This window comes from Paenibacillus brevis (genome assembly GCF_018919145.1).
In the GTDB taxonomy this organism is placed as follows: domain Bacteria; phylum Bacillota; class Bacilli; order Paenibacillales; family Paenibacillaceae; genus Fontibacillus; species Fontibacillus brevis.
Window position 1 is genome coordinate 392537 of sequence record NZ_JAHLQJ010000002.1, and the last position, 17425, is coordinate 409961.

Genomic DNA, 17425 nt, shown 5'->3' on the forward strand with positions numbered 1-17425 from the left:
GAATACTCTCAATGGCGAGTATAAATGGGCCTATTCGATTAACTGGCTTTAGCGGAATGCTCGATACGGATACCTTAATAAAGGATTTGATGAAGGCAGAACGTGCCCCGTTGGACAAGGTATTGAAGCAGAAGCAATACACGCTTTGGCAACGCGAGGATTATCGTTCTATGAATACGGCTTTACTATCCTTTAGGAGCTCATTAGATGCATTGCGGTTTGAATCCAATTATGAATCCGTTAAGGCGACATCTTCTAACGCGGGTGTGTTGGATATTGTGTCAGGTGGATCCAATCCAAGTACTAGTACGGTTAAGGTTACTCAGATGGCATCTTCCGCAACGATCGTTGGAAGTAAAGTATCCCAGTCTGCTTCCCAACCGGTGACCGCCGACGGGAAAGTTACGATCACTGGAGCTAGCGGCTCTGCGGAGATTACGATCACTGCTGGTACCTCCACGTTGGATTCTATTGTAAAGGACATTAATAATAATTCGAAAGTAACTGGAGTAAAGGCTAGCTTTGATAAAAATGCTGGTGTATTATACTTGAGTTCAACAACAACTGGCTCTTCCTCAAAGATTACAATCACTCCAGAAGGAGGAGCAAACGCCCTAGCAGATGCATTCAATTTAAGCGAACTGTCTAGTACAGGAAAAGATGCGCAGTATACCGTGAATGGAAGCAGTATGATCGAATCGAGCGGCAACACGGTCTCCATTAACGGTGTGCAGGTAACGCTTCGAGGTACTGGAGAGGCTACGATTAGTGCAGTGACAGATCGATCTGGAGTCGCGGACAATATTAAAAATTTTGTGACTAAGTATAACGAAATAGTTGATTTGTTTTCCACAGCGGCAACAACACGGAAAAATAGGGATTATGAGCCGTTGACTTCAGAAGAGAAGACTAGCATGGCAGAAAAGGATATTGAACTGTGGGAACAAAAAGCACGTGCAGGAAGCTTGTATAATGATAGCTTGCTTACAGGTACACTCTCAGCCCTTCGTTCAGCTCTGAATTTGCCGTTAGATAGTTCTTCTGGGGATCAGTTTAAGCTTCTATCCCAAATCGGTATTAAAGTGAAATCAGACTATAGGGAAAATGGGAAGCTAGAGATTGATGAAGCGAAACTTCAAGATGCTATAAACAATAATTTCGATGAAGTGAAGAGACTCTTTACGCAAACTTCGAACACTTCAGCTGATACTATGGAAAACATCAAAAAAAGGCGTCAGGAACTGGGGTTTGCTGATAGAATTTATGAAGAGCTTACGACTCAGCTCAATAAATTTACTAAAAAAATCGGCAGTGGGTCAAACGAAGCGCTTGATGATAGCGTTCTAGGAAAGCAGTTAAAGCAACTAAGTGACAAGGAATCGGATTGGGAACGAAAGTTAAAGGATATTGAGACTCGTTATTACAAGAGATTCTCTGCTATGGAGCAAGCGATCCAGAAAATGAATTCTCAAAGTTCATGGCTTTCTTCGCAATTAGGTTAAATTCCAAGCCTATCTAAATAGAATGATGGAGAGATCGAACATGCAAAATGCACAAGCACAACAACTGCAATACTTAAAAGTTCAGGTCGAGACGGCAAGCCCAGGAGAGTTGACGCTTTTGCTTTATCAGCAAACGGTTAAGTCGTTATTAAAAGCAAAACAGTTATACGCCCAAGGCGAGTATGAAAGCATGAATGAAGTATTGCATAAAGTGAGGAGCATTTTTAACGAATTGATCATTACTCTAGATATGCAGTATGAAATTTCCCGGAATTTGCGAGGCTTATATCTGTTTTATAATGAGCATTTGGCACGATTTATCATTAATAAGAATGAAACGCTATTGGACGAAACGATTGAATTTGCAAAAGGAATGGCCGAAACCTGGAAGCAAGCCGTGGAGATTGTGAAAACCGGGAGAACCAGGAAGGATGGATAGACCCGTTCCATTCCAGTTGCTCGAGGATTGTCTTATTGCTCTTTACGAAGAGGTTTTAAGAGAGCCCACATTTGAGAAATATGAAGCTAATAGTGATAAAATTAATGCTCTATTTTTACAGTTGCAGCAAAGAGAGCCTCAAAAGCATGACCACGGGAAATTAAGCAAAATCAAGATGTTACATGATCAAATTATGAGCATGATTCATTCCGAAAAAGATAGCTTGGAGAAAGAAATATTATTTTTTAGAAGTAAAAAGAATGCATCAAATCAATATGGTAAAGTATCCGTTTATGAAACAATGGATGCTTTTTTCATAGACTACAAGAAGTGATAAAGGAGGTAAGTTTAATGAAAAGGTCATTGCCAAAGTTTATGTGTGTTTTTCTAGCAATTGTACTTATCTTGATTGAATTCCCTGCATTTACGCTAGCGGCTAGTTCCTCACAAGCTGTCCAAGTTACCAAAACAGTTAGTCCTTCTGCGATTCTTGAAGGAGGTGAGGCTGAGGTTCAGCTTCAAGTAACAGGCTCCGGGGACTCTAGCTTCGTGAAGCCGAATGACGTTATTCTCATCATTGACCGATCTGGCAGTATGTTGCCGGGCAATAATAATGGTGAGGATAAAATGGCAAATGCAAAAGCGGCTGCCAAGGGTTTTATCGATTTGGTGGATTTCACGAAGCATCGCGTAGGTATTGTTGATTTTGCTAGTGATGCAAAGTACACGGATCTTTCCTCTAACCCAAATCAATTAAAAAGTTATGTGGATGGTATTCAAGCAAATGGCGGAACAGGTACTAGAGACGCCATTATTAAGGCTCGGGAGCTTTTAGGTAATCATCGACCAGATGCACAACCTGTGATCATCCTTATGACTGATGGGGAGGCAACATTACCAGATCCTGTCGCAACTGCAAGACAGGCAGCTTTGGAACAGGCGAATGTTGCCAAAAGCGAGAATATTGTATTTTATACAATTGCTCTGTTAAAAACAAATGAAAATCCAGATACGAGTGCTCCCAACCAGCTAATGAGAGAAATGGCAACAACAGCACATCATCACCACTTCGTATTAGGTTCAACGGGATTGGCTGAAATTTATGAAGCCATCGTTGATGAAATTGGCGTAGCAAGTGCATATGATGTTACTGTTACTGACCGGATAAGCTCAGAATTTGAAATTGTACCTGATTCTTATCTCGATAATATTCCTCGTCCGACAGTGGAAGGCAATACGCTAACCTTTAAATTTAACGAATTGAAGGAACAAACGCTTACGCTCACTTACAAAATCAGGCATAAAGTGGGGGGAGCCACGGGTAATCTTTCGGTAGGGGCAGAAAATATAAATGTTACTTACAAGAATTACGCCGGAGCACCACATCAATTTACCGTTCCAAACCCAACAATTAACGTATCTTATCCGGCACCGGAAATAATTTCGGTTGTCAAAGATCGAGGACTGATTGATGGCGGAGAGAGTGTGGTTGTTACAGGTAAGAATTTCCTGCCAAACCCTGCTGTTTCATTTGGAGCCAATGCAGCCAGAGAGATTCAATACATAGATTCAACCAAGCTGATCATGGTTGCTCCAAAAGGGGTTCAAGGAGATGTAGCGATTAAAGTAACAAATACTGATGGACAATTTGCAACAGCCACTTACAAATATATCGCTAATCCGATTATAACTTCTGTTTCTCCTGATATTGGTCCATTGGCCGGTGGCACTAGGGTTGTAATAACTGGGGAGTACTTTCTTGAAGGGGCAGAAGTGACGTTTGGTAATCAAGCGGCAACGATCATTTCAACTACATCGAAACAAATCATTGTTAATACCCCTCCTTCTGCTACGGTTCAAACTGTAGATGTGTCGATTCTTAATCCAGATGGGACTAATGCTACTGCAGTACAAGCATACTCATACGTACCTGCTCCTGTAGTTAGCAGTGTTTTCCCGGATCAAGGGTTAACGTTGGGGAACGAGAATATTACAATTCAGGGCAGACATTTTATTAACGGAGCAAAGGTTTATTTTAACAACACTCTGCTCTCTACTGAGTTTATTTCCGATACAGAATTATCGGTAGTTACGCCAAGCTGGGGGAAGGCTGAAGCGGTCAATGTAAGAGTGGTCAATCCGGATGGACAAGAAAGCAGTTTGGATTCCGGGTACCAGTATGTTTATCCGGCGCCATTAATTACAGGAATCTCACCTAGCCAAGGTTTAGTAACAGGCAATGATTCAGTTACTGTTACAGGTAAGTTTTTCCAAAATGGTGCTAAGCTGTTTTTTGACGGTGTTGGGCTTCAAAATGTGGTGTTCTACAGTAGCACCCAACTTAAAGCGAAAACTCCGGGTTGGGGAACAGCGGACATTGTTGATGTCAAGGTGATTAATCCGGATGGGCAGGAGGACGTTCTGGTTGATAGTTTTACCTATCAATTACCAGATGAACTGAAAATTACGGGCATCACTCCAACGGAAGGGCCTTTAGACGGGGGAACCACAGTCAGTATTACAGGCTCGAACCTAAGGCTCGTTAAAGATTTATATTTGGATTCTGCGAAGATAACAATCAAGTCCAATAATGGAAGTGTGCTCACTTTTGTTACGCCTAAAGCTGCTACTCCAGGAAAAGTTGATGTCAAGGTAGTAGATAGTTATGGCAGAGAATCCCTTATGACAGAAGCTTTCGAATATTTGAGTCCTCCACCTCCACCGGTTCCGACGATCACTTCAATTACACCAAATGAAGGTGCAATGCAGGGTGGATATGTCGTCGTAATAAAAGGAACTAACTTTGAAAGTACGTCCAAGGCTTTTGTTAATGATATTTTAGCTTCTACCTTGTTTTATGATAGAACTGAACTTCGAGTTACTATTCCAGCATCCGAAGTAAGTGGTCCTGTTGATGTCAAGGTGTTGAATGTAAGCGGTCAAGAAGCCATTGCGGCAAGAGCCTTTACTTATTTGGCCCCACCGCCAAAGGAACCACCTGTAATCTCTTCTGTTACCCCTAATGAGGGAGAGCTAAAGGGTGGCTACAATGTAAAATTGTTAGGAAGTAATTTTGAGACAAACGCAAAGCTTTATTTTAATGGCGCCTTAATAGGATTTACATTTTATTCAAAAAATGAAGTCAGATTTTCGGTTCCAGCATCAGAAACCCCTGGATCAGTAGATATTAAAATTGTAAATTCGGATGGTCAGGAAGCTACTGTTACAGATGGGTTTACTTATCTTGCTCCGCCAGCGAAGCCTGCACCTGAAATTTCATCAGTGACTCCTAATGAGGGGTTACTACAAGGCGGGTATACGATCAAGGTGTTGGGTAAGAATATTGAATCGTCGGCGAAGCTTTATTTCGATGATTTATTAGTGTCATTTACTTTCTACTCCAATAGTGAGATTCGAGTAAAAGTTCCAGTTTCTCAAACACCGGGAGCTGTGGATGTTAAAATTGTAAATTCGGACGGGCAAGAAGCAATCCTAGCTGACGCGTTTACGTATTTGGCTCCACCCCCTCCGCCAGCTCCAACAATTACCTCAGTAACACCAAATGAGGGTTACCTCGAGGGCGGATACAGTATAGCGGTCAAAGGAACAAATTATAGCAACTCGTCTGTTATCCATATGGATGATCAGCCAATTCAAACGGTTTTTTATTCATCCCGTGAATTAAGAGCTAAGGTCCCGGCTTCTCCGGTTGCAAAAATTGTGGACATCAAGGTGGTAAATGCTGATGATCAATTTGCAATTGCTGCAGGTGCATTTAGTTACATTGCGCCGCCGCCGCCGCCAGCACCGACGATAACTTCTTTGTCCCCAGATAGTGGGGTTATCGCGGGAGGATATAGTAGCTTTGTCAATGGTACAAATTTCAGTTCAGCAACAAAAGTATATTTTAATGATGTATTGCTTAGTTCAGTTTATTTCACAACACAACAGATCAGAGTAACAGTTCCTGCTAACGCCACGACTGGTCCTGTAACGGTAAAAGTGGTCAATAGTGATGGACAAGAAGCTGAGCTTCCGAATGGATTTACCTACTTATTACCGCCTCCGCCATCAATCACTGAAATTAGCCCGAATAACGGGGAGTTGGATGGGGGGTACAACATAGTCCTTAAAGGAACAGGCTTTAACGCGTCATCGGTCGTATATATTGACAATGTCGCTGCACCAACCACTTTTTATACTGGAAGCGAATTGAGAGCAAAGGTGCCAAAAGGAACGCAACCTGGCCCAGTAGATGTACAAGTAGTTAATGGTGACGGGCAAAATGCAACTATTGCCGGAGGATTCACTTACAATTCGCCGCCGCCGCCGCCGGCTCCTGTTATCACTTCGATTACACCTAACTCAGGGGCAATGGCGGGTGGTTACTACATTAAAATTGTCGGTTCTAATTTTAATGCTTCCACAAAGGTATGGATTAATAATACCGAGGTACAAACTGTTTATTATAGCTCCAAGGAAGTCCGTGGTAGGGTGCCGGTTACCACCATTAGTGGTCCTGTTAATGTGAAAGTGGTCAATAATGATGGACAAGTTGCTGAAGTTGTCGGAGGATTTTCTTATGATGCACCTCCTCCGAAGCCTGCACCAACGATTAATAGCATCACACCTAACACAGGGCCTCTTTCAGGCGGATCTTTGATTTCCATTAAAGGTGCAAATTTCGCATCTACTACCAAAGTATACATTAATGGTATAAGCGTACAGACGATATACTATTCTACCGGTGAAGTGCGGGCGCGTGTGCCGGCCAGTACTGTATCAGGTTCTGTAGATATTAGAGTTGAGAATAGTGATGGTCAATATGTTGAAGTGACTGGCGGTTACACATACCAATGATTTTAATTATTAATAGGAGTGGGCGTTATTCGCCTGCTCCTTCTTTTCTGGAGGTTGTATGGAGATTCCCGGAATATCATTATGTATGATTGTTAAAGATGAGGCTGAGCTTATTGAAAGGGCTATTATAGCGGCAAAACCACTTGTAGAGGAAATAGTTATAGTAGATACAGGATCATCCGACTCGACTCCAAACATAGCTCGTGACTTAGGCGCAAAGGTATTTTACAGACAATGGAATAATAATTTTGCTGAGATGAGAAACTTCTCTATCCAGCAGGCAACTCAACCTTATGTATTGGTTATAGATGCAGACGAGGTTATTGTGGAAAGAGATATGGACATATTGCAAGCCTTATTTCGGAAAATAGATGAAAATCCTGGATCTGTGGGTGCAATAACTGTTTTAAATGAAACGGTATCGGGTGATATTTCAGTCTCAATGGTTCCTAGAATTTTCCCAAGAAACTTTCATTACAGCTATAAAGGAAAGATACATGAGCAAATCAATTTTAGGGGCAAGCCAATTCAACACACGTATGAGTCATCAATTAAAGCAGAGCACTTAGGATATACTCAATCGCAGATACTAAAAAAGGATAAATACGAGCGGAATTTGGCTTTATTGATGCAAGAACTTGCAGAGAGCTCAGACCGAAGCTACATTCATTTTCAAATAGGAAGAACTTATTTTGTAATGAAAAGTTATGTTCAAGCCGAACATTTTTTAAATAAATGCATCGAAGTAGAACTTAAGAATGAGAAGAGAGCTTTTTTAAGCACGGCATTATTGACATTAGGGTATAGTTATATTTACTTGCAAAAATTTGATGCACTACAGGCATGTTATAAATTGGCTCTTGATTTATTCCCTGATTATACCGATTTATATTTTATGTACGGTGTAGGTTTGATTGAGTCACGAAGTTTGCATGCCTTTAGAGAAATACCAGTTGCATTTAAGAAATGTATAGAGATGGGAGAGGCATCAAGAATTAAATACGAAACAGTAACAGGTGTGGGATCATTTAAAGCTCATTATAATCTGGCTCTTTATTATGAGTTGAATGGAGACCTTCAAAATGCTATGAGTCATTATCAATATAGCAGTAGAGATGGTTATGTTCAGGCAAAAGAGAGACTGGATAGACTTATACTAAGAAAGGGTTTACCAAAATGAACAGTAGAACTATATCATTGTGCATGATTGTCAAGAATGAGGAGAATTGTTTGGAGCGGTGTCTCCAAAGCGTTCAAGGAATTGTAGATGAGATTATCATCGTGGACACGGGGTCTACTGATGGCACAAAAGAAATTGCGAGAAGATATACCAATAAGGTATATGATTTTCAATGGATTAATGATTTTGCAGCAGCAAGAAATTTTGCGTTAGAGTATGCCACATCGGAGTATATACTCCAACTGGATGCCGATGAAGTTTTGGTTGATTCCAAAAAAGAACTACAACAAAAGTTTGATAAAGATTTCTATTATTTGCGAATCAAAAATGACCTAGGTTCAGGACAGTATCTATCTCACCAATTTATTAGACTCTTCAGAAACTCGCCTGATATTCGTTATCAAGGGGCATTACATGAACAGGTCCCTTCCAATTTTGAAATTGAACGTTACGGTTATTTATCCAGTGTAGGGATATTTCATGAGGGATACAAACTTCATCTTGTAAAAAGCAAACAGAAGCTTCAAAGAAATTTGAACATTTTAATGAAGGAAATAAAAGAAAGACCTACGGCCTTTGCTTACTATAATTTGGGTATGCAATATATTATTGAGGAAAAGTACCATGATGCGTTGAAAGCTTTAAAAAAATCCTATTCTTATGGAAGTCACTATGCGTTTACTCCAAAAGTAATATTGGATATCATGAAGTGCCTACAGAATATAGGGCAATACCAAGAGGCAATAAAAGTAGGGTTAGATGCAGTAGTACTTTATGAAGGAGTGCCCGATTTTTGGTATCAGATGGGTCTTGTCTATACGGAATGGGGCTTAATTAAGGATGCGCAAGCTTGTTTCGAACAATGCCTAGAGATTGGTGAAGAGAATACAGCGAGACTTGTTCAGCATTATGATGGGACGGGCTCATATTTGGCCCAGGGTAAACTTGCGGAGATTCATTTGATTTTAGATCATCACGAACAGGCATTACAGTATATTCTACAGGCTGTGAAGGCTTCTCCGGATACACTAGCGCTCTTCGACATCTTTCTGTCTATTTATCCAAGTGCGAATAAGGAGGAACTATTTCATACTATTAGTTCAATTTGGCCTTTTTCTTCGCAGAGGTATATCGAGCTTATAGGCTATCTTTATCACCGAAGAAATCCCTTGTTGTGTGAATTTCTAAGCTATTTTGAGATGGAAGTTGTTTATCCCGTATCTGTTTTTAGTGAGATTGTAGCAGGGAATTATGAACAAGCACGATCAGAGATATTAAACAATAAAAAGGAGGCGAGTGAGCAAGATCCGCATTTTGCACATAACTTACTATTTCTATCTTTAGCTACAAATGACTCCTCTTTATTGGAGGAATGGGGAGGGGATACTCCATTATCATCCAAAGAATTGAAGTGGTTCAAGAAATTACTTGATAATAAAATTGCTGAGGAAATTTCCGCAAGCAAGACTTTTCAAGCGGTCTGGAAACAACTCGTTATAGATGCTATTCAACTCCAGAAATATGAGTATATTGATTTGCTTATAAATGCAACGAATCAATCTGAATTAAGATTGCTGATAGCTGAATGTCTGCAGTCCTTTGGATTCGATGATTTAGCTATCCAAGTTTTAGTTGAGACAAATAATCGGCAACTTAACTATAAAATATATCTGGTTGCTGCAAAATCGTTAAGAACACTTGGTGCAACGGATGATGCTTTATTCTATTTAGAGAAGGCTGAGCAAATAAAAAAAGACTTTAGTGTTATGTTTGAGAAGTGGCAAATCTACCACGGAATTGATAAAAAAGCAGAACGGGAACAGCTACAAATAATGCATGATTCTTACCCGGACTCTAATTGGGTTAATCAAGCCTTGAAGGAAGCAAGTTTTTAATCTTCATTCAGCATGCGAGAATAATGATTTTTATTAATCTATACATGAACAGGAGAAATCAATCATGCCAAGTAGTTTAATTCAACAAGTGATAGATATGGTTAAGCAGGGCAATATTGAGGATGGATATGAAATATGTTTTTCCGAATTGACTTCTAATCATGACAATCGAAATGCATTGGCTGGATTGGGATTATTATCCATATTATCAGGTAATGATGAAATCGCTGAATGGTATCTACAAGAAAGTGAAGAATTATTGGTGGAATTAGGAGTTCCTAATTTGATTGCAGATATTTTAAAAATAATTAGTAATTCGAACTTGAGAAGTAAGTGGGATCATTATCGAGGACTACGTAATCAGCAAGAACTTATAATGATGGCTGAAATAGCATCACAATGTTACGGAGATGTATTAGAAATTGGTTGTGCAAGCGGCGATCTTTCCCTATTTATAGCTAGTCATGGAGCCAATTTGTATGGAGTGGACACTAATCCGATAGCTGTAGATTTAGCTAGGCATAAAGCTGCAAAGCTAGGTTTCGATACATGCAGATTCCAGACTGGGAACGGATATCAACTCCAGTTCGATGATCATATATTTGATACGGTAGTTGTTGCTGATGTTTTAGAACTTGTTGAGGAGCCGAAACGAATAATCAATGAGGCATATAGGGTTTGTAAACCCGGGGGTACAGTGCTTATAAGTGTTCCTAATGGATATGCTATTCCGGATTCGAGTCATTTTAATATTTTCACCAAAAAAATCCTTAATAATCTTGTTCAATTCTCCACGGGATGTTCCTTGCAATGGAATAGTAGTGTTCCAAAGCAATGGATTTTAGGTGCATTAATTAAACCAACCGAAGTAGTTCAAGGGTCACCATCTGAGATAAGTGCACTGTTTCTACCGCAACCATATAAAATACCAGAGAATGATCAATTAGTTTCTGTAATTATCCCTACCTATAATAGAAGCGATTATATTGCCAAAGCAGTACAATCTGTTTTTAATCAGACGCATAAAAATATAGAGGTAATAGTAGTTGACGATGGCTCAACTACACCTCCTAAGGAGGCACTTGCTCCTTATCTTGATAGAATAAATTATATATATAAAGAAAACGGAGGCAAGTCCTCCGCGTTAAACGAAGCAATTAAGCAAGTTAATGGAGATTTTATTTGGGTATTCGATGATGATGATATTGCTTTGCCTTTAAAATTGGAACTTCAACTGAAAAGATTCCATACTAACCCTGAGCTAGATATGATTCATACTAATTCAATAGATTTTAATACTGCTGACGGACAGGTTGTTAGAGTACATGATCCCTCTCCTTTTGCCGAGCAATTGGACTTTAAAATGCTGATGCGAGGATGCTTTGTACATGGTCCCACCGTTCTGTTCAGAAGAGGTTGTCTTGAAAAACTGGAGGGATGGGATAATGAACTTGTTCGAGCCCAAGATTATGATTTTTGGTTGCGCATGGCGAGATCCTATAGAATGGATTATTTACCTGTCCCAACAGTAAGATATCGGATTCATTCTGGAGAAAGAGGATCTGCAGAAAATCGGGTTTCTTTTAATGAAATATACTCTAAAACCTTAAATTATGAACGTCTCATTTTTAGAAAGCTGTACTATTCCATCCCAATACAAGAGATATACAAAGAAAACTTTGAAAACGAGAATATAACCCTGATGCTTGAAGCCTTTATTGAAAGAGCTCTGGTCTATTCCGCAAGAGGCTTGTTACAAGAAGCAAAGCAGGATCTTGTAATCGCAAAAAATAATGCACTAAGTTTCGGAAATCCTAATTTTGGACGTGAAACCATTGAAAATATACAGAAGTTAGCACAACTGGCGACTCAAAACAATTGGGACGATCATGAACTGGTTTCCAGTATCTTTGAATTAATTCAGTTGATTAACCAGATTGACGAATAAATATTTAATAGTTTATAACTTATACTGTTCAAAATCGGGGGGGATTTTTTGGATACTGCCGAATTCAACTCTATTGAGGATGTTGTCAATACTCTAACTGAAGCAATAGAGTTTTTTAGGAATGTTGACCGTGATTATCTGTCACAATTTATGTATCTATTTGATGACGTAAAATATGGACTGGAAGTGGTGAAAAAATCCAGTTTATTCGAAGATAACCGAACTGGATTGGAGTATACCGACCAATTTATTAAGATTATTGATTTGTATATACAAAATGTAGAAGCCATTGATTTTACACTGATTGCGGATGCCTTTTTAAACTGGAAGTCAGCTTTATTATTTGATATTGCCGAGGTTTCTTTTAACAGAAGTGATTATACTTTGGCAAATAGACATTACAATACCTTGATCAATTCGAATAATACGGACTATAGGGCAGTAGCTTTCCATCGGTTAGGCCAAATTCATAGCGAATCTGCCCCATTTAAAGCACTTGACATGTATAAAAGAGCTTTTGAGATAAATAATTCAGTATCAAAACATTTATTAACCAGTGACCATCCATCCTATCATTACATTTATAAGGAAGTTGAAGAGAATTATGTGGAACACTGCCCTTTTTGTCTAAAGGAAGCAGAACCGCATTTCTGCGCAGAATCTTATAGAGGGCTAAGCTATAATAAGATTTACAGTCCAGTAAAGGTATGGATGTATTGTGATTCTTGTGACCATATTTTTGCCTATAATAATCCGGATTCATTGAGTGATTTAAAATTTGATGGAGTCAATGGTGTTACAATGCCTTTTAAGTTTTCATTTCTACCAACGATAGGTGAAAACCTTAAAAGAATTAAAAGCCTTGCAGTTGGAGATAAGCTTTTGGATGTTGGAGTTGGGGGAGGGGAACTGCTAGCAACGGCAAAGGAATTATTGTTTGATGTGGAAGGTGTGGAAATTTTTAAGCATCAGGCCAATCATGTATCCGAACTTTTAGGGATCAAGGTTTACTCCTGTGACTTTTTGAATTATGAGACAGATAAACAATACGATATTATCACTATGGGGGATGTTATTGAGCATATAGAAGATCCGATAAGAGTAATTCAGAAAAGCCATGAATTGCTGAACGCTCAGGGAATTCTATGGATTTCAACACCGAATTTTCATAGCGCATTTTCTCAGTTCTCAAAGTTCAATGATCCTATGTGGATTGAGTCGGGTCATCTCCAATACTTTTCATATGACTCAATAAAAAAATTGCTTGAACGCTATGGTTTTCATGTTGTAGACTACAGCTCATCTCGTCATTATAGAGGTTCTATGGAAGTAACAGCCATAAAGAAAACTGCAAAGTAGTATTTAATAATAATATATATTCCCAAAAGTTGGAGTGAATGAAGTGAAAATAGCGGTTATAGGAACTGGGTATGTGGGTCTTGTAACGGGTGTTTGTTTGGCCGATATAGGCCATAGAGTCACATGTATTGATGTCAATATCACGAAGATTCGTTTGCTACGTGAAGGGAAGTCGCCCATTTTTGAACCTGGACTTCAAGAGATGATTCAAAGAAATATGTTAGAGAATAGACTACGATTCACGAATGAAATTAATGCGGGGATTGATCAGGCAAGTATAATATACATTGCGGTTGGTACCCCTTCCAATGAAGATGGAACAGCTGATTTAAGTGCTATTCAAGATGCTGCTGTTTCTATAGCCAAACATATTAAGCATGATGTGGTCATTGTAACTAAGAGCACCGTTCCGATTGGTACAAATGATCGGATTAAAGCAATCATCGAAGATCACAAGGTTGATAAAAGTATTAGGGTCGATATCGTGTCGAATCCAGAATTTCTGAGAGAAGGCTCGGCAATCAGTGATACTTTTAATGGTGATCGAATTGTAATAGGCTCGGATAGTGAGAAGGCTGCGGATATTATTGAGGAAATCAATAAGCCTTTTCAGATTCCTATTTTTAGAACATCTATCCGAAGTGCTGAAATGATAAAGTATGCCTCTAATGCTTTCCTTGCTACAAAAATAAGCTTCATAAACGAAATATCTAATTTATGCGAAAAACTGGATGCAGACGTAACCGAAGTAGCTCAGGGTATGGGAATGGACAAACGGATCGGGACACATTTCCTAAATGCAGGAATAGGCTACGGCGGTTCCTGTTTTCCTAAAGATACCAATGCACTGGTACAAATTGCAGGGAATGCTAATCATGAATTCGAATTATTAAAGTCGGTTATTGAAGTAAATAAAAAGCAACAGAAGATTTTAATTGAAAAGGCGAAGAAACGGTTTGACTCACTGGATGGCTTAACAATTGCGGTACTCGGGTTAGCTTTCAAACCAAATACTGATGATATGAGAGAAGCTGCATCCATTCCCGTAATCTCTGAATTAATTCAATCTGGAGCTAGAGTTCTTGCCTATGATCCAATAGCAAATGAGAATGCAAAACGTGTACTTCCAAAAGAGGTGACTTTTTGCAAGTCAATTGAAGAAGCGATTACAAAAACGGACTGTGTATTTATCCTTACGGAGTGGCCTGAAATTGTACAGTTTGAGCTAGCAAAGTATCCTTTATTTATGAATAGGGCTGTTATATTTGATGGAAGAAATTGCTTTGATCCTAAGAAGTTGCTGGCCTATAGAATCGAGTATCATTCCGTGGGGAGATCTAGTACCTATTTGGAAGTATTGAAACCTTCAATTTTAAAATGATTCTATATTAGGTAGGGAGTAGAGGAGTATGGAGCGGAATAGCAATGGATTCACTAATAAAACCAGCATAATCATGTTATGTCATAATAATTTGAGCTATACAATTCAATCTATAGAAAGTATTCGTAGATTCACGGACAGCGAGAATTATGAGTTAATTGTTATAGATAATGGATCAACGGATGGAACTAGAGATTGGGTATCTAAACAAGATAATATTATAGCTGTATTTAATGAAAAGAATGAAGGAATTGCAAAAGGTTACAATCAGGGAATTGATCTTTCAAGTGGAGAGAACATTGCTTTTATTAATAATGATATAGTGGTCACGGAGAACTGGCTCGATAATATGCTGACATGTTTATACAGTTCAATTGAAGTCGGAGCAGTAGGGCCTATCAGTAATCACGCCGATTATGGCCAGAGTATTGCGGTGAACTATCAGAATCTAGATCAAATGATTAGTTTTGCAAGGTTAAATAATGTTTCAGACTCCAATCGATGGGAGCAAAGGATAAATTTGTTCGGCTTCTGTTTTATTATAAAACGACAAGTACTGAACAAATTAGGAGTATTTGACGAGATTTATTCTTTTGGACTGGAAGATATTGATTATTGTTTTAGAATGAAGCTTGCTGGTTATCAATTGATGTTGTGTAAGGATGTATTTGTCCATCATTATGGAGGGGTTACCTACAAAGCAGTCGATCAAAACAATGTGGCTGCTGAAAATAATATAAGATTTAGAGGAAAATGGGGGTTTGATGGGCGATATTCCAGTTATATCCGAACTGATCTTTTGTCTATAATGGATGCTCATGATCCAAATGAGCCAATTAGGATTTTGGAGGTGGGTTGTGCCTGTGGTGCTACCCTTTTGGATATAAAGAATAGGTATAAAAATGCCGAATTGTATGGAATAGAGTTAAATGAGTCAGCTACTCGCATTGCTTCGACTTTTGCTAGAGTGACTGCAGAAAATGTCGAACATGAGATTAATTATGAAGAAGGCTTTTTCGATTATATATTATTTCCGGATGTATTGGAGCATCTATATGATCCGTGGACTGTCTTAAAAAAACTCAAGAAATATCTCAAAGCTAATGGTAGGATACTAGCTAGTATCCCGAATGTCATGCATTACACAGTGTTAAGAAATACAATTTTGGGAAAATGGGAATATGAAGACCGCGGACTGATGGATCGAACGCACATTCGATTCTTTACTCTTAGAGAAATCCAAAAGATGTTTGATGAAGCTGGATATGTGGGTACTAAGATTCACACGAAAAATATATTTATTCCGGAAGAAGATGAGAAGTGGATTCAAGGTCTGACTCAGTTAAGCCTATTAAATCATTCGGATACTACAAATATGGATCTACAGTACAGGGTATATCAATACTTGGTTAAGTCTTACAAGAATAATGAAATTTCAGAACTAGTAGAATTAATTAAGCAACTGGAACCTGAGACGCTTGAAAGTAACGAACAGATATTAAATAAAATAAGTGACATAATAAGGAAAAACAATGTACAGCCGGAGAAAATAGTAACCTTCATTGAAGGGAGTTCAAAGGATCAAGTCAGTGTTATAAATTTATTGGCTGTGGATTTCTATAATAAGGATATGATAGAACTAATCATTCCCCTGTTATCACATGCATTAACTATTGATGGTCAACACAAAGATACATTGGTGAATTTAGGATTTGTCTTATATGAAGTTGGCGAATATAAACTAGCCTTAAAGTATCTTCAACAAATTGTTGATGCTGAATTGGATGAAGAAGTTACTCAATTAATATTCAACATCAAGGAAAAATGGATATCCAGTATAAAAAAATATCGAATCTCTATTAAAATTGCTGCTGATAGTCGTCGATCTATGCATGCCTGGGGTGATTACCATATGGCTCTGGGATTACAAAAATATTTTGAACGGTTAGGGCACCAGGTAATGATCCAAGTATACCCTGAATGGTATAACGGAGAGGATTACGAATGTGATATAGTTATTGTGCTGAGGGGGTTACATGCCTACAATCCAAATAATCGCCATATAAATATCATGTGGAGTATTTCTCACCCTGATCTGGTGAGTCTCGAAGAAATGAATCAGTATGACCACATATTTGTTGCCTCAGACTATTGGGCTGAACATATTAAGCCATTGGTCAGTGTGCCAGTTGAGAGCATGTTGCAATGTACAGATCCAGAGTTGTTTACACAACAAGAGCCACTGGATACCAACATCCAATTGCTGTTCGTTGGAAATTCTAGATATGTCTATCGTAAGATAATCAGAGATGTATTGCCGACGGAGTATGATTTGCAAGTTTACGGGAATGGTTGGGAAGGATTTATTGATAGAAAGTATATTAAGGGAAATTATATTCCGAATCATGAACTGAGCAAATATTATAGATCTTGTGATATTCTGCTTAATGATCATTGGGATGATATGAGAGAAAAGGGATTTCTATCAAACCGAATATTTGATGCCTTGGCAGCTGAAGCATTCATAGTTACAGATAAGGTAAGAGGTCTAGAAGAAGTTTTCGGGAATGAAATTGTTACTTATAGCACTCCTGAGGAATTGAAGACTCTGCTTCGATATTATATGGAGAATAAGGAACTTAGGGAAGAACTGTCAAAAAAATACTCAAGAATTGTTCGTGATCAACATACTTACCTCCAGAGAGTAGAAAAATTCATCGATACCTTTGATCAGATATTAAGTATAATGTAAAATAGTGAGAAAATAAAACGCCCCCAAAAGAGAGTGAGTGAACTGTGACCCATAAGAAGGACACTTTGAAAAAAGTGACCCTCTTGTGGGTCATTTGTGTTTTAATCAG

The 17425-nt window shown here is 38.6% G+C and carries 10 protein-coding genes; all 10 read left to right on the plus strand.

All coding sequences use genetic code 11. The features are described from left to right. Positions 1 to 11: 11 nt before the first annotated feature. The 10 genes from fliD to KQJ23_RS03880 all read left to right on the plus strand — a co-directional run bounded on the left by fliD (position 12) and on the right by KQJ23_RS03880 (position 17316). Complete coding sequence (fliD, locus tag KQJ23_RS03835; RefSeq protein ID WP_216477337.1) at positions 12 to 1502, plus strand: flagellar filament capping protein FliD; 1491 nt, start codon at positions 12 to 14, stop codon at positions 1500 to 1502. 40 nt (positions 1503 to 1542) lie between these two features. Further along, positions 1543 to 1941 (plus strand): flagellar export chaperone FliS, encoded by a 399-nt coding sequence (fliS, locus tag KQJ23_RS03840; RefSeq protein ID WP_216477338.1) that lies wholly within the window; start codon positions 1543 to 1545, stop codon positions 1939 to 1941. Next, complete coding sequence (locus KQJ23_RS03845; RefSeq protein WP_216477339.1) at positions 1934 to 2275, plus strand: hypothetical protein; 342 nt, start codon at positions 1934 to 1936, stop codon at positions 2273 to 2275. Before fliS ends, KQJ23_RS03845 begins: the two co-directional genes overlap by 8 nt. A 17-nt stretch (positions 2276 to 2292) precedes the next feature. Continuing rightward, positions 2293 to 6801, plus strand: coding sequence for an IPT/TIG domain-containing protein (locus KQJ23_RS03850; protein ID WP_216477340.1), 4509 nt, complete (start codon positions 2293 to 2295; stop codon positions 6799 to 6801). A gap of 58 nt (positions 6802 to 6859) precedes the next feature. After that, positions 6860 to 7981, plus strand: coding sequence for a tetratricopeptide repeat-containing glycosyltransferase family 2 protein (locus KQJ23_RS03855; RefSeq protein ID WP_216477341.1), 1122 nt, complete (start codon positions 6860 to 6862; stop codon positions 7979 to 7981). Positions 7982 to 8004: 23 nt separating this feature from the next. Next, positions 8005 to 9876 carry a glycosyltransferase gene (locus KQJ23_RS03860; protein WP_216477342.1) on the plus strand — a complete coding sequence of 624 codons (1872 nt, stop codon included), beginning with the start codon at positions 8005 to 8007 and terminating at the stop codon, positions 9874 to 9876. Positions 9877 to 9940: 64 nt separating this feature from the next. Beyond that, on the plus strand, positions 9941 to 11824 hold the full coding sequence (locus KQJ23_RS23900; protein WP_216477343.1) for a glycosyltransferase: 1884 nt from the start codon (positions 9941 to 9943) through the stop codon (positions 11822 to 11824). A gap of 48 nt (positions 11825 to 11872) precedes the next feature. Further along, positions 11873 to 13183 carry a class I SAM-dependent methyltransferase gene (locus KQJ23_RS03870; RefSeq protein WP_216477344.1) on the plus strand — a complete coding sequence of 437 codons (1311 nt, stop codon included), beginning with the start codon at positions 11873 to 11875 and terminating at the stop codon, positions 13181 to 13183. A gap of 43 nt (positions 13184 to 13226) precedes the next feature. After that, positions 13227 to 14564: a UDP-glucose dehydrogenase family protein gene (locus KQJ23_RS03875; RefSeq protein WP_216477345.1), complete on the plus strand. Its 1338-nt coding sequence runs from the start codon at positions 13227 to 13229 to the stop codon at positions 14562 to 14564. A 28-nt stretch (positions 14565 to 14592) separates the two neighbouring features. After that, a complete protein-coding gene (locus KQJ23_RS03880) occupies positions 14593 to 17316 on the plus strand; it encodes a glycosyltransferase family protein (RefSeq protein WP_216477346.1) in 2724 nt (907 codons plus the stop codon). Positions 17317 to 17425 lie beyond the last annotated feature (109 nt).